The 17,257-nt window shown below is 64.3% G+C and carries 15 protein-coding genes and 1 pseudogene; 5 read left to right on the top strand and 11 right to left on the bottom strand.

Annotation, left to right across the window (positions count from 1 at the left end):
* Positions 1–133 precede the first annotated feature (133 nt).
* The 3 genes and pseudogenes from ACIGJG_RS25625 to ACIGJG_RS25615 form a co-directional block, all read left to right on the top strand.
* Positions 134–1,285 (top strand): porin, encoded by a 1,152-nt coding sequence (locus ACIGJG_RS25625; RefSeq protein WP_483673230.1) that lies wholly within the window; start codon positions 134–136, stop codon positions 1,283–1,285.
* Between the two features lie 93 nt (positions 1,286–1,378).
* Complete coding sequence (locus tag ACIGJG_RS25620) at positions 1,379–2,293, top strand: GntR family transcriptional regulator (RefSeq protein WP_483673229.1); 915 nt, start codon at positions 1,379–1,381, stop codon at positions 2,291–2,293.
* Positions 2,294–2,335: 42 nt separating this feature from the next.
* Positions 2,336–2,425, top strand: a pseudogene (locus ACIGJG_RS25615) (DUF1214 domain-containing protein); the annotation flags it as partial.
* Positions 2,426–2,588: 163 nt separating this feature from the next.
* On the opposite strand, the gene ACIGJG_RS25610 reads toward ACIGJG_RS25615, so the two are convergent.
* The 11 genes from ACIGJG_RS25610 to ACIGJG_RS25560 form a co-directional block, all read right to left on the bottom strand.
* Entirely contained in the window at positions 2,589–3,065 is a 477-nt protein-coding gene (locus tag ACIGJG_RS25610) for a c-type cytochrome (protein ID WP_483673228.1), read from the bottom strand.
* Positions 3,062–3,547 carry a c-type cytochrome gene (locus ACIGJG_RS25605; RefSeq protein ID WP_483673227.1) on the bottom strand — a complete coding sequence of 162 codons (486 nt, stop codon included), beginning with the start codon at positions 3,545–3,547 and terminating at the stop codon, positions 3,062–3,064. Before ACIGJG_RS25605 ends, ACIGJG_RS25610 begins: the two co-directional genes overlap by 4 nt.
* On the bottom strand, positions 3,547–4,074 hold the full coding sequence (locus ACIGJG_RS25600) for a methylamine dehydrogenase light chain (protein WP_140950321.1): 528 nt from the start codon (positions 4,072–4,074) through the stop codon (positions 3,547–3,549). The genes ACIGJG_RS25605 and ACIGJG_RS25600 overlap by 1 nt, the downstream gene beginning before the upstream one ends.
* Positions 4,075–4,085: 11 nt before the next feature.
* A complete protein-coding gene (mauD, locus tag ACIGJG_RS25595) occupies positions 4,086–4,700 on the bottom strand; it encodes a methylamine dehydrogenase accessory protein MauD (RefSeq protein ID WP_483673226.1) in 615 nt (204 codons plus the stop codon).
* A gap of 1 nt (position 4,701) precedes the next feature.
* Positions 4,702–5,253 (bottom strand): MauE/DoxX family redox-associated membrane protein, encoded by a 552-nt coding sequence (locus ACIGJG_RS25590; RefSeq protein WP_483673225.1) that lies wholly within the window; start codon positions 5,251–5,253, stop codon positions 4,702–4,704.
* 9 nt (positions 5,254–5,262) lie between these two features.
* The gene (locus ACIGJG_RS25585; RefSeq protein ID WP_483673224.1) at positions 5,263–6,435 is read right to left on the bottom strand and encodes an amine dehydrogenase large subunit; all 1,173 of its coding nucleotides are present in this window, start codon (positions 6,433–6,435) and stop codon (positions 5,263–5,265) included.
* Between the two features lie 263 nt (positions 6,436–6,698).
* Positions 6,699–7,676, bottom strand: a complete 978-nt coding sequence (locus ACIGJG_RS25580) for a YCF48-related protein (protein WP_483673223.1) — start codon at positions 7,674–7,676, stop codon at positions 6,699–6,701.
* An 11-nt stretch (positions 7,677–7,687) separates the two neighbouring features.
* Positions 7,688–10,045, bottom strand: a complete 2,358-nt coding sequence (locus ACIGJG_RS25575) for an efflux RND transporter permease subunit (protein ID WP_483673222.1) — start codon at positions 10,043–10,045, stop codon at positions 7,688–7,690.
* 87 nt (positions 10,046–10,132) lie between these two features.
* Positions 10,133–11,965: a DUF1302 domain-containing protein gene (locus ACIGJG_RS25570; RefSeq protein ID WP_483673221.1), complete on the bottom strand. Its 1,833-nt coding sequence runs from the start codon at positions 11,963–11,965 to the stop codon at positions 10,133–10,135.
* 133 nt (positions 11,966–12,098) lie between these two features.
* The gene (locus ACIGJG_RS25565; RefSeq protein ID WP_140950327.1) at positions 12,099–13,481 is read right to left on the bottom strand and encodes a DUF1329 domain-containing protein; all 1,383 of its coding nucleotides are present in this window, start codon (positions 13,479–13,481) and stop codon (positions 12,099–12,101) included.
* A gap of 114 nt (positions 13,482–13,595) precedes the next feature.
* Entirely contained in the window at positions 13,596–14,564 is a 969-nt protein-coding gene (locus ACIGJG_RS25560) for a helix-turn-helix domain-containing protein (protein WP_483673220.1), read from the bottom strand.
* Positions 14,565–14,804: 240 nt separating this feature from the next.
* On the opposite strand from ACIGJG_RS25560, the gene ACIGJG_RS25555 reads away from it, so the two are divergent.
* Both ACIGJG_RS25555 and ACIGJG_RS25550 read left to right on the top strand, forming a co-directional pair.
* Positions 14,805–16,256, top strand: a complete 1,452-nt coding sequence (locus ACIGJG_RS25555; protein ID WP_483673219.1) for an arylsulfatase — start codon at positions 14,805–14,807, stop codon at positions 16,254–16,256.
* Positions 16,253–17,221 carry a formylglycine-generating enzyme family protein gene (locus tag ACIGJG_RS25550; RefSeq protein ID WP_483673218.1) on the top strand — a complete coding sequence of 323 codons (969 nt, stop codon included), beginning with the start codon at positions 16,253–16,255 and terminating at the stop codon, positions 17,219–17,221. Before ACIGJG_RS25555 ends, ACIGJG_RS25550 begins: the two co-directional genes overlap by 4 nt.
* The last annotated feature ends 36 nt before the right edge of the window (positions 17,222–17,257 follow it).

Genomic DNA, 17,257 nt, shown 5'->3' with positions numbered 1-17,257 from the left:
CGGCCGATCCTACCGACCGCTTTACCCAACCCGCGTAAGGAATCGCACCCGACAAACGGGAGGACCGGCCTCGTCTGCCGGCCGGCTCAACACTCCGGCCGTTGTTGCTTCAGAAAAAGGAGGAGACAAAAAAATGATTACACGCAAACGGCCTAAGTCCCTTGGGCTCGGTCTGATCTTGACAAGCGCCTGCTTCGCTCACGCAGCCCAAGCGCAGCAATCCAGCGTCACGCTATATGGTGTGCTCGACATGAACATTGAGTACATCAACAATATGGCGCAGGGGGCCACTCCAGCCGCACGCGGTCCTGCAGGCAATCGCTTCGCCATGAACTCCGGTGGCATTGGCGGCTCACGGTGGGGTCTGCGTGGTGTCGAAGATCTCGGCAGCGGATACAAGGCGTTGTTTGTCCTGGAAAGTGGCTTCACCGCCGACGACGGCAAATTGGGCAATAGCAACCGACTGTTTGGCAGGCAAGCTTTTGGCGGGCTCTCCGGACAATTGGGCAAGTTGACCCTTGGCCGTCAATACACTTCGATGTTTGACATCTTTGCAGACTTCCAAGCTGCAGCATACGCACCGCAGTATGAGCCGGCCGGCGTCTTCCTCGGCCGCTTCGTGCGCGAAGACAACACTGTGAAATACACGGGCGATTTTGGTCCTGTGACCGCCGTCGCGCACTGGTCGTTCGGCGTCGATACCGCGTCAGCAACAACTGCCGGCGAAGTCCCAGGCAACTTCCGCTCCGGCTCCGCATGGGGTGCCGCAGCAAAGTATGCCGCAGGCTCGCTCGGCTTCGCGCTCGGCTACGATGAAGTACGGCCTGCAGCCGTAGCTGGGGGCGCGCCCGGAAAGAACCAGAAAGCCAGTGCTGCCGCGCATTATGCGACGGACAAGCTCGATGTCATGGCCGGCTATCGCTGGGGCCGAAACAAGAACGCCGCCGATGCTGAAACGTTGCGCGACGACTACTACTGGATCGGAGCGACATATCGTTTTATGCCGGCTGTGGAGACAACCCTCGGGTTCTACTACGACGACGTCAAGACACTGACCAACCCGACCACGGGATCCCTTCTGTCCGATGTCAAGAATCCTTGGCAAGTGCTGTTCATTGCTCGGTATTACCTGTCCAAACGCACCAGTTTCTACCTCTCAAGCGCCTACGCAAAGAATGCGAGTCTGAATTTTGACACGTCAGTAGGAGGTGGTAGTACATACACGCTCGGGGCTGGGAAGAACAGCCAGTTTGGCGCCGCATTGGGACTAAGACACATTTTTTAGCCGACAGAAGAAGTCGGGCAAGTCAACATGCGTCTCCATGTTTCGGTCGCCATTGGCGACCATTTTTTTTGCATCCCTTTGTTGGCAGACCACATGAGCAGTGTCCCTGGCCCATCCTGTAAGATGCTACCGAAAGCACTTGATCAGGCAGAAATCACATCTTTGCATGGTATGGCTAACGAACAAAATGCTCCGGCCCGCTTTGGCCCCCCCGACACTGCCCTCGATCCAGCTCGAGGTATTGCCCTCTACGTCCAGTTGGCGAATCTATTCCGGTACAAGATCTTGTCCGGCGCGTGGCCGGCAAATCATCGACTCGAGAAGTTCGAAACGCTCGCCGCACAGTTCAAGGTCGCCCGGATCACGGTACGTCAGGCGGTCGCGTTACTGGTACAAGAGGGTCTCCTGACCACCCACAGAGGCCGGGGCACCATCGTCTGCGATCTGTCTGCTGCTACAACAGCGCCTCACAGGGACGTGAAAGGCGCTCGAGGTGATTCGCCCGACGACATGCAACTCAGCGTGGTCTACAAGAACAAGGTAAAGGAACTGCCCGAAGAGCTTCGTGCTGATTTTTTACCGTTCGAATCCTATGTCGAAATCTCCAAAGTGCACTCGCTGCGCGGTGTTCCATTCGGAATGATGCGTGTCTTCGTCGCTGATGAGATATTCAAGCAGTTTCCGAGGCGTGCACTGGAAAAGTCGACGGTGGTCAGCCTCGTATTCGAGCTCGCTCCCGAGCTTTCGGCCAACGTTCGCCAAGTCCTGTCAGTAGAGGTGGCTGACTACATAATTTCCGAACGTCTGGACTACCCATTTGGGTCACCGATTGCAAAGATCGTTCGGCACGTCTACGGTGATGACAATCGCTTGGCGTATGTAGGAGTGTCATGGTACCGCGGTGACTCCTTCGAGATGGAACTGACGCTACCTCGCGAGTTGGTTCAGGGCACGCCTCTTCGCCGCTCGCGTATGGCCCCCAGGCTTCGGTCAAGCGGCGTCGAGTAGAGTCGCCGAGAGTGTGCGAATGCGAGTCCCCTTGGGCACGGCAACGACGGCAAGACGGTGTACCGGCTGAACGTGCCGCAAGTCCCCGTGGACGGCTTCTGGTCGATCAGCGTATACGATGCGAACGGATACGCCGGGGTGGAACTACATGGTGCGCTCTACCTGCCGCGCGCGAAGATCCTCGATGGCCGGACCGGCCGAGAAAGAGACAATCCGGGTCTGATCGCCGAACGACCGCTCATGGGCAGTTACCCGCCCCTCCCAAAGGCCACCGCGAATCTGCGCGAGAGCATGCTTAGTAGTCGAACCGGAGCGGCACGCCGTCGCGACGGAGGTCGGTAATTACGTCGTGGCGCACCTTGGCCACATCGGTGAACGCCGGCCGGCGCAGGCGGCCGACTTCGGCCTCGGTGTATGGCTGGAAGTTCGCAGGCAATTCCTTCGCGCTGAACCGCTCCAGCAGTAGGTTGGTGACCGCCGCCAGTTCCGCATCGGTGAGCGCCGACGTCGAGGCGCCGGGCACCCTGACGATGAACTGCCGGCCGGGGTCGGAGTGAACGAAAAGCCCGAGCGCGCCTTTCAGCGGAGGAATCTTGCCCGGCACGCCGTCGCCCCTGGCGCCGTGGCAGCCCATGCAGTGCAGCACATAATTGCGGTACGCGTCGGCGTCGCCGGCAGACAGGGACTGTCCGTGTGCGGACGATCCCGCCAAGCCGCCCAGCGCTACGCACAGTCCGAGCCATGCAGACCAGTGCAGGCCTGCGGGTTTCACAGCCCGGCTTCCTTGACCACGTCGGCCCGCTGGCGGCGGACTTCCGTGGGTGCGATGGCCGGCGCACGCGCGGCATTGACTTCCTCGGCGGTGAACGGCTTGCCGCCCGTGGTGCCCATGCCGGGCAGGCCGATGGCGATGAACGTCAGCACGTCGGCCAGTTCGGCATCGGACAACGCACGGAAGTTCGGCATATTGCCGTTGTACTGCTTTCCGCCGTTCTCGATGGCACCGATCATGCCATTCAGCACGACGTGCGCCAGCAGCTTCCGGCCTGTGTCGGTGCCTGCATATCGGCCGGGATAGGTGGTCAGCGCGGGCGCCAGTCCGTCCTGCCCCTGCCCGTTCGCCTGGTGGCAGACCGCACAGTTGCTAGCGAATACCGCCTTGCCGGCGGCCATGTCCTGCGCGAGCGCGCTGCCCGCCACGCCAAGCCCGAGCCATGCCGCTGCCGCGATGGCCGTCACAGAGATTCTGCTCATCATTGCTCCTGCACCCCCAACAGCACCGACACCGAACAGACGTAAGTGGACGGCTGGCTTGCCATGCACCAGTTGATGTCGTTGTTGAGTGACATCTTGTACATCGGCCGCTCGCGTTCGTTCCGGTTGCACATGCAATGCCCGCAGGTGGTACTGCCGCAGCAATCGTTGTACGACACGATGTAGTTGCGCCCGTCATGCGGATTCAGGCAGGTGCCGATCCACGTGATCGGCGAGGTCGACGTGCCCGGCGGACAACTGCTGGAACTGCCGCCGCAGCAGGCGCACAGGAAGCCATCGATGGCGCAGTGCTTCCAGTATTCGCAACTCGTCTCGTCGTCGATGCCGGCCGGCAGCTTTGCCGCCGGCGCCGGGCCGGCCGCGTGGGCCAGCCGGTCTACCGGCAGCAGCGGCACGGCGGCAGCGCCAAGCAGCACCTTGCCCATCCGCGCCAGCGCGCTGCGGCGGCCGTGGTGTTGCGCGACGGTACGTGCCGAGCGTTCGAAAAGTCCGTCAATCCATTTCATGTTCAGATTCCTCAGGCCTGCACTTGCTGGGTGTCGCGATGCGCCACGTATTCCTGGATCGACGCCACGCCCAGTTCGTTCGCCACGAACAGGCTCTCCAGATGCTCGCGGTTGTTGACCAGTCCCTTCGAGCGGACCTTGCCTTCGCTGTCGATCACCACCGCGTACGGCAGGCGGCCGATGTGGTACGCCATGCCAAGTTCCTGCGAGAGGACGTACGGGAACGCCGACAGGTCCGCCTTCCGGTAGAACGCCTCGTGCTCGGCACGCTGACCGTCGCTCGCAAGGACGAAGCGGTAGCGCGCGCCCTCGCTGGCCTGCAGCGACGGCAGCAGGGCGAGCAGCTTCTTGCAGACCGGGCAGGTCGGGGAGACGAAGAAGAGGAAGGTGCTGCGCCCGTCGTCAGCCCGGCCGCCGATGCGGACCTCGCGCTGATACAGATCTGGCAGATCGAAGGCGGGTGCCAAGGCACCCACGCCCGGCCCCTTGTCCACCACCAGCGCGCCAACGGGCATCATGCGCTCGTAAATCACGCCGATCTGCCGCACCATCGCCAGGCATACGAGGCCCAGCACCACCACCACGAGCCAGAGCATGACTTGTGAAACCACCAGAGCATTCTGCATTTCAGGACCTCAGTTTCTGCACTGCGACCCCATTGGCCAGCAGTAGATCTATCGCAAAGAACATGCCGCCGGCAATGGCAAGACTGCCCGCGACGGTGAAATAGTCGACCCACTCGACGCTGCGCTGCGTGGATTCCATCAGGCTCGGCGCCAGCAGCAGCGCCAGCAGCGCGGCACGGCCGAGGTGCCAGCCCGACAGCCGTGCGCTGGTGCCGTCCTCGTGCTTGCCGAAGGCCCAGCAACCGCAGTCGATGTCGCGGTTGCCGCGCGCCAGATTGACCGCCATCGCGGTGAAGAACACGCCGATCAGGGCGAAGCCGGCCAGCGCCGCCGCGTAGCGCGCAGCCTCCAGCGGCAGGGCCACGGCGACGGCCAGTTCAGCGATGGCGAGTGCCCGCGCGAGGGGTGCCAGCAGGAACGCCGGCACCAGCCCGTACGACGCCAGCGCCCGTTCGAAGCGGTCGATATTCACCAGCTTCGAGACAGCCGCCGCGCCGAACACGATGGCTACCGCGCCCTGGCTGGCTCTGAGAAAAACGGGATCGATCTCCATGGCCTCCCCTCAGAATGGGAACATCTGCACGATGGCCTTGCCGAGCGTCTTGTCGGCGTGTACCAGCTTGCCCGTCGTCGCGTCGAACGCCTGCACGCCGTGGAACGTGCTGCCGAAGACGAGCGGGCGATCGCCCTCCGACACGGACAGCGTGAGCATCGGCAGCAGCTTCGCCTCGGTCAGGTTCCAGCGCGCCACGCGGGCATGCGATTTCAGGTCGAACACCCAGATTTCGGTGGCGGGCTCCTTGTGGGTGCCCTCGCCGCCCTGGTGCATGGCGACGTAGAGACGGCCGGTCGCCTGGCTTGCCGCGAGCGGCTGCAGGCCGCCCGGGCGCCAGCCTTGTTTGGCGTCTTCCGCGCTGAGCAGCGACCACGTCGGATCGAAGCGCGCCGGGCTGGCGGAGAAGTCGGCGGGCGTCACCTTGCCGCCGAACGTGAGGAACAGGTACCCGTTGCCCCAGCGCGCGGCGTGCGTGTAGACCGGATCGTTCTCCACGTCGATGAAGGCGGCGGTCTGCTCGCGTGCGGTCTCCTTGCCCGCCTTGTCGAGCGTGACGACGAGCGCCTTGCCGCTCTGGCACAGCGACGCGAAACGCCCGGGGCCGGACGGATAGGTCAGCACGCACGCCGCCGTGTCGATCTCCGACGCCATCTTCCTGGCATTCAGGTCGACCACCGAAACCGAGGTGGCCGGCGTGATGTTCGTCACGTAGGCAAAGTTGCCGTCGTCGGAAACCGTGGTGTTGAACAGCGACGGCACCTGCTGCGCGTGCTTGGGCGGCAGTTCCACTTCGCCGACCTTCTTGAAAGTCTGGTTGTCGGTGATCTCCAGCACGTCGGTGCGCTGGCCGGTGGTGCCACGCGCGAAATAGCTGGTGGCGACATAGGTGTAGCGATGATCGCGCGACTGGACGACACCGGGCATGAAGCCGGCGCCCTGTTGGGCAACCAGTTTCTTCTTGTCGATGTCGTACACGGCGAGGCGCGTGTCGATCGGATTGTCCATGTCGAGCGAGTACAGGACATGGTCGCCGCGCGGCGGCATGGGCTGGACGGTGAGGGTTTCCGGTTGCAGCGGGGCGGCGCCATATGCGGAGCCTGCTGCTGCCGCTGCGCCCGCGCACAGCATCAGGCACGCGAGCCTGACAGCGGCGCCAGTGCGTTGGTTTCGGTGATTCATGGTGGGAGACATGAGGGACTGGGGCTGAATCGTGGTCCCACTATATGGCCGGCGATCCGGTCGGCATGATCCGGATTGGCAAGCGGTAGCAGCGCTTTGTTACACGCGGAAGACAGTGATGGCGAGGCGACCTCACGGGCCATCCGGGTGCCCGCATCGGCCCAAAAAAATGGGCCGCCGGCGCTGGCAGTGCACACCGGCGGTTCCCGAAAAGGCAAAGCACTGGCAGCAGTGCGTTCGCCGACACACGAACAACTGGTCCGCTAACGCGGCGCCAGTGGTCCGCGCGAGGAGAAGTCGATCAGCTTGCCGTCTGGCGCGGCCGCGACGGCGGTGAGGTCCAGCCTGTCAGGACGCGGCGCGGCTACCAGGCTCGCGGCAGCCGACCCGCGCACGGACGCGCCTTCCGCGCCCACGCCAGCCAGCCCGCCCGGCACCGCGACGAGATCCATCACCGCGCTGTGCGTGCCGCTCGGCACCTGATGCCAGCTTTCGCCGCCATCGCGGCTGCTGTACACCGTCCCGCGCATGCCGGCCACTACGAGTGTGCCGTCCTGCTGCGCCACGCCTGCCCACAGGCTGCCCTTGTAGCCGGTCTGCAGGTAACGCCACGACTTGCCCTGGTCGGTCGAGCGCAGCACCATCCCCTGCTCAGCGGCGATGAAGACCGCACCATCGGGCGCCGCGAACAGCCGGAACAGGTTGCGGTCGGCCTTCGTGCTGCCTGGCGGCGCGGGCAGGTCGTGCTTGCGCCACGACTTGCCGCCGTCGTCGGTCTCCAGCAGCAGTGACCACAAGCCCACGGCAAGACCGTGATCGCGGTCGCGGAACAGGACGGAGAACAACGGCTGGTCCGTCCCCGTATCGGAGCGCTGTAGCGTCCAGGTTTCGCCGCCGTCCTCCGTATGCAGGATCACGCCGGCATGGCCGACCGCCCAGCCGTGGCGCGCGTCGGCAAAGCTGACACCCGTCAGCAGCACGCGCACCGGTACGCGCGTCGCCTGCCGGAAGTGCCTGCCGCTGTCGTCCGACAGCAGTACGACACCGTGTTCTCCCACGGCGACGATGCGATCGCCGGCGCGCGTGGCGCCGAGCATCATCGCCTTCGTGGCGGCGGCGGACCGTACCGCCGGCAGGAGCTGGGGCGATTCATCGGGTCGGGCCCCGTGGGCCGCAGCCATCAGGCCAACAGTCGCCGTGAGCGACACGAGCGCCGCCCGGAGCCAGTTTCTCTCTTGCATGCCTTCGCTCCTCAGTGCGACATGAAATTGGACACCCGCACCGAACGCCGGCGCGGGAACAGCCTGTCGAGTACCACGGCCAGCGCGGGCAACGCCGTCATCGCCATCACGAGGTTGACGAGGAACATGAACGCCAGCAGCTTGCCCATGTCGGCCTGGAACTTGAGCGCCGAGAAGGCCCAAGTGGCCACGCCGATGGCCAGCGTGATCGCCGTGAAGATGGTCGCCATGCCGACTTCCAGCAGTGCGTTCTCCACCGCCTGCGCCATCGGTAGTCCGGCCGCGAGGTGTGCCTGCAAACGGTTGTAGATGTAGAACGCATAGTCCACGCCGATGCCGACGGCCAGCACCATCACCGGCAGCGTGGCAACGGTCAGGCCGATGTCGAGTGTCTTCATGAACCAGTAGCCGACGAAGGTAGCCAGCGTCAGCGGCAGGCAGCAGGCGACCACCGCGCGCACGTCGCGATAGGCGATCAGCACCAGCAGCAGGATCGTGGCGTAGACGTAAAGCATCATCGGCAGTTCGCTGCGCTCGACCTCGTCGTCAATGGCCGCCAGTACGCCGGCGTTGCCGGACGCTAGGCGGATGGTCACGTCGGCGCGCCGGTTGCCTGCCCGGAACGCTTCCACGGCGCGGATCACGCCCGCGATGGTGGTGGCCTTGTGGTCGGCCAGGAACAGGTGGACGGCCGTCATGCTGCAGTCCTTGCGCATGTAGCCGCGCAGGCGGCCGATCTCGATGGCGAGCGCGGCGTAGTTCGCGGCGTCGAGCGGGATCGCCGACATCTTCGGATTGCCTTCGTTATATCCCGCGTTGTAGGTGCGCACCAGCGTGGAGAAGCCGCTGATGGACACCACGCCGGGCACGTCGCGCATGGCCCAGGCGAAGTCGTCCTGGTAGGCGCCGATGGCGGCGTTCTCGCACGATTGCGGCGGAGATTCGAAAACGACGGTGAGCCAGTCGAGGCCCATGTCGTAGTTGTCGGCAATCGACCGTGCATCGCGGTTGAAGCGCGCGTCCTGCCGGAGTTCCGGCGCGCCTTGCTCGACCGTGCCGATCACGCGGTCGCGGCTCTCGTACATCGCCACGCCCAGCAGGCCCGCCGAGAGCAGCACCACAGCGATGGCTGCGCGGGGCTGGGCGACCTTCGCCAGCCCGCGCAGCCAGCGCGAGCGCCGCTCGCGCGTGGCCATTGCGCGCACGCCGTAGTCCTGCGGGATGCGGAAACACGACGCCACCACGGGCAGCATCACGAGATTGGTCAGAATCTTGTAGCCCACGCCGATCGACGCGGTGATCGCCAGTTCGCGCACCATCGAAATCGGCACGATCACGAGCGTCACGAACGACACGAAGGCCGTGACGAGGGCCAGCGTGCCAGGCACCAGCAGCCCCGAGAAGCTGTTGCGCGCCGCCTGCATGGGGGTCTTGCCGTGCGCCAGTTCGCGCACGATGAAGTTGATCTGCTGCACGCCGTGCGACACCCCGATGGCGAACACGAGGAACGGCACCAGCACCGCCAGCGGATCGAGGCCGAAGCCGAGCAGCCGCAGCGTGCCGAACTGCCACACCAGCGACGTCAGCGAGCAGACGATGGGCAGCACTGTAAAACGCAGCGAATGGCAGTACCAGTACACCGCGAGCGCGGTCAGCAGCAGCGCCACGCCGCAGAAGGCCAGCACGCTCGACGCGCCGTCAGCGATGTCGCCGATCTGCTTGGCGAAGCCGATGATCTGGATCTCGAAGTCCTTGTCTTCGAACTTGTCGCGCAACTGGCGTTCAAGCAAGTGGTTGTACGCCACGTAGTCGAGCTGCTTCCCGTCGCGGTCGCGTTCCTCCAGTTCGGCGGTAATCATCGCGCTGTGCTGGTCGCGCGAGACCAGCGTGCCGACGAAGCCGCCGTCGCCGGTAGCCTTGCGAATGCGCGCGATGGTGGGCGCGTCGAGCGACGGCGGCGTGATGTTGCCGTCGATCAGCGGTTCGGCGCGAAAGCCGTCCTCGGTGATCTCGTTGACGTAGCTGTTCGGCGTCCACAGCGACTGCACGCCGAGACGATCCACGTTCGGCAGGAACAGCACCGCCTGCGTAACGTCGTACAGCCGGCCCAGCGCCTCGCGCGTCCAGATGTCGCCGTGGCGCGGGCGCACCACCACGGTGAGGCGATTGGCGCCGAACAGGTCATCGCGGTATTCCTGGAAGGTCCGGATGTACTCGTGCCCGAGCGGCATCTGCTTCTCGAAGCCGGCCTCCATGCGCAACTGCGCGGCAAAGAACGTCATTGCCGCGGTAAATAGCCCGATCACCGCGAGCGTTGTCACGCGGTGGGCGAACAGTATGTTTTCAAGACGTCGTACCAGGGCTTTCATGGCCAGATGCTTCCTTGTTGCGGGATGCGGCGATGCGGAGAAGTCGCGCCGGCTCAGGGGACCGGCGCGCACGCGACAGCCGCCGTGTCAGAAGTTGCGGGTGAGGAAGGCGCCCACGAAGTTGCGGTCGCCAAGCGGCTGGGCGAGCGGGTTGCCGCCCCAGTAGAGCGTGTAGTTGATGCCCGCCTGCCACTTCGTCGGGTTCTGGTTGAACAGCACGTACAGGTTGGCCGACTTGGCGCCCTGCATGTAGTTGCCCAGCGCGGTCGGTGTGTAGCCCATGAACGAGTATGAGAAGGTCACACCCGGCGTCACCTGCCAGCCCGGGATCAGCCTGCCGTCGTAGGTCCAGTTGAAGTCGACCGTGGCGCCCATCGACAGCGACGTGCCCCGGGCAGCGGAGATCGGATAGCCGAGCGTGTCGTTGGTCGATGTGTCCATCCACGGCTGCAGCGCTGATACAGGGGCCTGCATGACCTGGACACCGTTGACGGTACGGACGAAGCGCGAATTGGCGTTCACGCCCGGGAAATAGATGCCGACCAGCTCGCCCGTAAAGGCCGCGGCATCGGCGCCGAGCAGCTTCAGCAGCCCGCCTGAGTTGCTGGGCGTAAGCGCCAACAGGCCGGTCAGGTGCATCTGGAAGCGTTTCTTGTCGATCCACTGCTGGCAGTCGATGCCGGTCACGCCGTTGGTGATGATGTCCAGCGGACCGTTGGGGCCATAGCAGGCGCTCAGCGCCACGGCATCGTGCGGGCGGTACGACAGCTCCCAGCCCACCGCCCAGTCGCCGACCGGGAAGTTCGCGCTGACGCCGAACAGCTTGCGATCCTCGAGGAATCGCGTCTGGATCGTATCGTCCGAGCGCAGCATCATCGACGGCAGCTTGTCGTGGTAGTTCATGACGTAGGCACCGAGGTCAAGCTGCGTGCCTTCCGGCTTGAAGTGGAGCGCCATGCCGTATTGGCCTGAATTACGGGCTAGCTGGTTGCCCACCAGCGGAATGCCGAAGGTGTTGAACGGCGGTCCCGCGAATGCCCCCTGATTGATCGCCGCCTGCGTGCGCTGGATGGCCCCCTGGTCGTGCGAGCGCGCGATGGTCGTCGCGTCCGTGCCTGAGAAATTGGGGTTCTCCGTACTGACGTTGAACGATTCGCCCCCGCGGCCGAGGTTGTCCGTCAGCGAGAAGTACGAACCCACCGGCGGCACGCGGCTGCCGTTCCACTGGAACTGGTAGTACGCCTCCATGTTGAAGCCGTGCCCGAGACCCGTGGCAAAGCTCAGCATGGGGGCGGGCAGCACCGCTTCCTTGAGCTGCGTGCCCGGAACCAGCACCTTCTGGATGTCCAGCGCGTTGGTCGAGTTGATGCCGCCGAGCGCGAAGATGCTTTCGCCCCAGTTGATGACCTGGTTGCCCAGGCGTACGCGCGCGCTCTGGTCGCCGATGGAGAACCCCTTGCTCACCCATAGGTCGAGCAGGCGCACGTCGCGTGCCACCTGATCGAATGCGTCACGGTTCAGGTCGGAGCGGTCGGTATGGCTGGCCGCCATGTCATACAGCCACGTGCCGCGCGCCATGAACTTGATGTCCTCGGGAAAGTTGAGCAGCAGTTCGTGCGTGCCTTTCACGTACGCGGCGAAAAGCTGCCCCTTGCGGTAGTTCAGGTCCCCGTTGTCCAGGTTGGCGAACTGGGCGGTATTGACGCCGCCCGCGCAGCCAGAGGTGTTCGGGTCGCCCACGCGCTGGCAGTCAATGCCATGGGCGCGCATGGCCAGGCCCGTCGTGATCTGCGAATCGAACGATCCGTAGACAGTGTCCCCCTTGATCTCGATGGCATTCGCGGAGCCCGCATGAATGGCTGCGGCAATTGCCGACAAGGCGAACGACCGGACCACATACCGCTTGCTTCTTGTCTTCACGACTTCCTCCCTTTTATTGTTGTGATGAAAACTCGCGACGAGCGAATACCGCACCGCGCAGCATCTGCGCATGCGGTTCGCTTCTTGAATGTGGAAGCCGCCGGGCGATGCCGGCGGCTGGCTTTGTACGGGTTTAGCGCTCGCTGCGTGCGCGCAGGCTTTCCGGCGTGTAGTAGTCGAGCTTGAAACGGGGCTCGTTCGAGTCGGTGATCCAGCGGATGTCCTTGCTGCCGCCGATGGTCACGCCGTCGGCCACGTAGCGACCGCTGATGAGGTCATATTGAACGAAGGTTTCGAGATCGCAGGAGCCGGTTTCCCAGACCGGCAGGGGGAAGCCTTCACGGAGCTTCCACAGCTTGCCCTGCGCGTCATAGTCTTCCGACACCAGCGCGAGCCAACTGTCCTCGTCGAAGTAGAACGTCTTCTTGGGCGCGGTATGACGGGTGCCCGCCTTCACGGTCGCCTCGACCATCCACACGCGGTGCAGTTCGTAGCGGCGGCTGGCGTTGCTGATGTACTGCGGCTCAAGCACGTCGCGCAACTTTGCCGTGAAGTCGTAGATGCCGAACGAATTGGCCGGCACGTACATTTCCTTCTTGCCGACCAGCTTCCAGTCGAAACGGTCCAGATTGCCGACGAACATGAATGCCTGGTCGACGGTGTACTGGTTCTCCATGCCGATCTGCGGCGCGTCGTAGGCATAGCTCGGCATGCGGCGCACGCGGCGTTGGCCCGGAAAGTAGTAGGAGACCTCGGGCGAGGCGCTGCCGAAGGAGTTGATGCCTACGGCGCCTTGCCCCGCGAGCGCAGCCGGCGACTTGTACTGGAAGTACACCGCCATCAGGGTGTTCTTCACCTGCTCGGGTGTGGCCGCGCCCTTCTTCGCCCAGGGGAAGAACATCGTCATCTCCTGGTTCGCGTCCACCCATTCGTCGCTGCCGGCGCGGGGCGACAGCACCGTGTAGAAGCTCGGGAACTGCACGCCCATGCCGCGGTAGCGCGTCTGGAAATTCCACATCGCCTCGGCGCCCGTTTTCGGACGCGGGAAGGCCACGCCCGGCAGCACGGCGTTTTCGAGCGTGACGCCGTCGGCGGCCATCTTCGCCTCGGTGAGATTGCGCTTGCTGTTGGACTGCACCCAGTCCGGTGCGCCGCAATTGCGATGCGTCGGATAGACCTCCATGCGATAACCCTTGGTGGCCTTGATGAAGGCGACTTGGCCGGGGCTCAGCTTGTCGGCGTACTTGTCGACGTTGGCGGCGTCGATGGTGACAAGCGGTTTCTCGTTCTTGTGCTGCCAGAAGGCGCCGCGCGGCTTGTCCGGCGTCCAGCCCGCGGATGGCGTGTCCTTGCCTTCCCAGGCGGGGATGAGACCGTCTTTGCTGGCGGATTGCTGCGCGCCTGCCGACGTCAGGTCGGCATCGGAATTTGCCGCCCACGATGCTCCGTTGGCCAACAACAGCGCCGCCACCAATGAAATTATCCTCAGGCCGAACCTGCCCTTGTGCTTCTGCATTGCTGCCTCCTCGCTTTGTTATGGGAACTTCCCACAAAGTCTAAGAGTGCGGATGCCGGCACCGTGTCGCAGTTTGGCAGTGATTCGTAACAGATGTTTTGGCGCGGGACGTGTCTACCCGCTCGCCGGGCGCGCTGTGTCGGAAGGCAGATAGCCGAACATTGTGCGGTACTCGGCCGCGAACTTGCCCATGTGTACAAAGCCCCAGCGTGCCGCCGCGTCGCGGATGCCCAGCCGTTCCACGCTGTTCTGCAGCAGCAGGCGACGCACCGATGACAACCGGATCGCCCGCAGGTAGACGTGCGGCGTGACGCCCGCGACTTCGAGAAATGCGGTCTGCAACGTGCGGCGGCTCACGCGCAGGCGTCGACTCAGTTCGAGCACGCCCGTGGGTTCGTTCGGCGTTGCCAGCAGGTATTGCCGGCTGCGGTTGACGATGTCGGTATAGGTGTAGCGGGTGACATCGGGCTGCCGCCGCGGCGGCTCGGCGTCGATCAGCAGGCAGAACAGGTATTCGAGCAGGTCGTCGCGCAGCGCCTTGCGCGCCTGCTCGAATTCCAGCGCCACAGGATTCTCCTCGGCGGCGCGGATGCACTGCCCGATGCCCTGCGACGCGCGCCGCAATGCGAGCTGGCGAATCTCTAGAAGGTGCTGGCCTGACCACGACAAGCTGCGCGAACCGCCGAGATAGTCGGCATAGACCTCGAACAGGCTGTCGCAAAGGACGATGCCGATGTGGTCGCTCGTACCCGCGGTCTGACCGAGAAATTCCCGCCCGCCCGCGAGATGGCCGATCATGGCTCGCGCGTCGATCGCTCGGCCGGCCAGTGTGCTGGTGCTGGTGGCCAGCATCGGGATCGCGAACAGACGCCAGCCCTTCTTCGTCGCCCCTTCCTGCAGCACCGGGACATTGAGGCGTTCGCGATAGGCAAAGGCGTCCCCGCCAAGGTGAAACTGCTGGACACTGCCGCCGAAGCAGCCGGGGCCCGTCTGGAAGTAGTCCTGATCGAGCTGGGGAACGGCACGTGCCTGGTCTTCGGGGGTGTTGAACAGCACCGTGGTGCAGTGTTCGTTTTTGTACATGTGATGCCTGCTGCCCCGAGGAAATCGTCCCTGCCCATTGCAGAATATACCCGGGAGCGCATTGTGAGCGAGCCGGGCCGTTGGGCAAATCGGGGCTAACGCTGACGAGCCTGGATGTCTGATTCCCAGGACATGATGTAACCGCTTTCGGCTAATGCGTTTCCCATCCGGGACATCCGGGCGCCGACAGGTCGGCTACCCTAACCTGCGACGCCCCCTGTTTTTCGACCCGCACGCCCCATGTACAGACCGCCTCCCATTCCCGCACGCCTCTCCCGGCTCGCCTCCGTCGCGCTACTTGCCACCGGCGCACTGCTCGCCGCGACCGCTTCCGCGCAGGGCACCCAGCGGCCAAACGTCCTCCTGATACTGGCAGACAACCTCGGCTACGGCGAACTCGGCGTATACGGTGGCGGTGCGCTGCGTGGCGCGCCCACGCCACGCATCGACAAGTTGGCCAGCGAAGGGATGCGCCTGACCAACATGAACATGGAGCCACAGTGCACACCGAGCCGCTCCGCCATGCTGACGGGGCGTTACGCGATCCGCTCGGGGACCTATGCCGTGCCGCTCCCCGGCCAGGCCGAGGGACTGCCGCAGTGGGAAATCACGATGGCGGAGACGCTGTCCGATGCGGGCTACGCCACCGCGCTCTACGGCAAATGGCACCTCGGCAGCGAGAACGGCCGCCTGCCCAACGACCAGGGCTTTGACGAGTGGTACGGCATTCCGCGAACCACCAACGAAGCGATGTTTCCGGGATCGCCGGGCTACTCCCCCGAACTCCGGCAGCCCGAGTACATCATGGAAGGTCGAAAGGGCGAGAAAAGCCATGACGTGCGCGTCTACGACATGGACGAGCGCCGGCAGATGGATGCCGACCTCACGCGCCGCACCGTCGATTTCATGGAGCGCCAGAGCAAAGCCGGGAAGCCCTTCTTCGCCTTCGCCAGCCTGACGCAGCCGCACTTTCCCACCGTGCCTAACAAGCGCTGGGCGGGCAAGACCGGCAATGGCGACTGGGCCGACATGCTGGCCGAAATGGACGCCAACGTCGGCCAGATGCTCGATGCCATCGACCGCCTCGGTCAGCGCAACAACACGATCGTCATCTTCGCCAGTGACAACGGCGCCGAGTACCTGCGTCCGTGGGACGGCTGGTCCGGCCCCTGGCGCGGGCAGTATTTCACTGCCTACGAGGGGGGCATCCGGGTGCCCTTCATGATCCGGTGGCCAGGCAAGATTCCGGCCGGCCGTGTCAGCAACGAGATCGTGCACGGCATCGACGTGTTCCCCACCATCGCCCATGCGACCGGCACCCACGTGCCCGACGACCGTCCCATCGACGGCGTGGATCAGACCGCGTTCCTGGAAGGCAAGACCGACAAGTCGGCGCGCGAAGGCATCCTGATCTGGGTGGACAATCGCCTGCAGGCCGCGAAGTGGCACAACTTCAAGGCGCACTTCTACCAGCAGGACAACATGGAAGCGCCGGCCGCGAAGCTGCCCATCCCGTATTTCTTCGACCTCTACACGAATCCGCGCGAGGATGAGCAGAAGCGCATGTATTCAAGCTGGGCGATCGGGCCGATGATGAAGATGATCGGCGCCTTCCAAGCCAGCACGAAGAAGTACCCGCTGATCCCGATGGGCACCCCGGACCCCTACGTGCCGCCCGCACCGAAGCCATGATGCCGAGGGACGAAACGCCGCACGGGATGGTCTGGGTGCCCGGCGGCGAGTTCCGCATGGGATCGGACGGCCACTACCCCGACGAAGGCCCGTCGCGCCGGGTCGCGGTGGATGGCTTCTGGATGTCGCGCACGACGGTGACGAACGCTGAATTCGCCGCGTTTGTGGCAGCAACCGGCTACGTGACGGTTGCCGAGCGTCCGCTCGATCCCTCCATGTATCCCGGCGCATCGCCCGAACTGCTGGTGCCGGGCGCGCTCGTCTTCAAGACGCCGTCCGCGCCCGTGGACCTGCGCCACATCGAGCTATGGTGGTCTTACGTTGCCGGGGCAAACTGGCGACAGCCACTCGGCCCCACAAGCTCCATCAAGGGGCTGGACGACCATCCGGTCGTGCAAATCGCCTGTGAAGATGCAGAAGCCTATGCCGCTTGGGCAGGCCTGCAATTGCCCACCGAAGCCGAGTGGGAGTTTGCCGCACGTGGCGGTCTGGAGGGAGCTGCATTTGTCTGGGGCGATGAACTGACGCCGGGAGGCAAGCACATGGCGAACGTCTGGCAGGGCGAATTCCCCTGGCAGAACCTGTGTCTGGACGGCTACGATCGCACCGCACCTGCGGCTGCGTTCGCGCCAAACGGATATGGTCTATACCAGATGGCTGGCAATGTATGGGAATGGACGTCGGACTGGTACGGCCGCCGACAGGAGGCGTATTCCAACAAGCCGTGTTGCATCCCTCGCAATCCGCGCGGCGGTGATATGTCCGGCAGCTATGATCCCGCAGAGCCAGGAAGTGAAATCCCGCGCAAGGTCATCAAGGGTGGCTCGTATCTGTGCGCGCCGACCTATTGCCAGCGCTATCGCCCGGCAGCTCGCCAACCGCATGCGGTAGATACCGCAACGTGCCATCTGGGATTTCGCTGTATTCGTCGCCTGGCTGACGGTAGCCCTGGGGATGGCATTTGATTGAGTGTGGAGAAGGGATGCCGTTGCTCCCGCTAT

It is taken from the genome of Cupriavidus sp. C1SS-2L (genome assembly GCF_057073735.1).
This window is presented reverse-complemented; position numbering and strand designations above follow the sequence as displayed.

Bases quoted from the DNA above. Each gene is read 5' to 3' on its own strand.
- mauD (WP_483673226.1), bottom strand. From the start codon at position 4,700: ATGCAGAATGCTCTGGTGGTTTCACAAGTCATGCTCTGGCTCGTGGTG.
- ACIGJG_RS25590 (WP_483673225.1), bottom strand. From the start codon at position 5,253: ATGGAGATCGATCCCGTTTTTCTCAGAGCCAGCCAGGGCGCGGTAGCC.
- ACIGJG_RS25550 (WP_483673218.1), top strand. From the start codon at position 16,253: ATGATGCCGAGGGACGAAACGCCGCACGGGATGGTCTGGGTGCCCGGC.
- ACIGJG_RS25580 (WP_483673223.1), bottom strand. From the start codon at position 7,676: ATGCAAGAGAGAAACTGGCTCCGGGCGGCGCTCGTGTCGCTCACGGCG.
- ACIGJG_RS25625 (WP_483673230.1), top strand. From the start codon at position 134: ATGATTACACGCAAACGGCCTAAGTCCCTTGGGCTCGGTCTGATCTTG.
- ACIGJG_RS25560 (WP_483673220.1), bottom strand. From the start codon at position 14,564: ATGTACAAAAACGAACACTGCACCACGGTGCTGTTCAACACCCCCGAA.
- ACIGJG_RS25620 (WP_483673229.1), top strand. From the start codon at position 1,379: ATGAGCAGTGTCCCTGGCCCATCCTGTAAGATGCTACCGAAAGCACTT.
- ACIGJG_RS25565 (WP_140950327.1), bottom strand. From the start codon at position 13,481: ATGCAGAAGCACAAGGGCAGGTTCGGCCTGAGGATAATTTCATTGGTG.
- ACIGJG_RS25600 (WP_140950321.1), bottom strand. From the start codon at position 4,074: ATGAAATGGATTGACGGACTTTTCGAACGCTCGGCACGTACCGTCGCG.
- ACIGJG_RS25575 (WP_483673222.1), bottom strand. From the start codon at position 10,045: ATGAAAGCCCTGGTACGACGTCTTGAAAACATACTGTTCGCCCACCGC.
- ACIGJG_RS25555 (WP_483673219.1), top strand. From the start codon at position 14,805: ATGTACAGACCGCCTCCCATTCCCGCACGCCTCTCCCGGCTCGCCTCC.
- ACIGJG_RS25605 (WP_483673227.1), bottom strand. From the start codon at position 3,547: ATGAGCAGAATCTCTGTGACGGCCATCGCGGCAGCGGCATGGCTCGGG.
- ACIGJG_RS25585 (WP_483673224.1), bottom strand. From the start codon at position 6,435: ATGAATCACCGAAACCAACGCACTGGCGCCGCTGTCAGGCTCGCGTGC.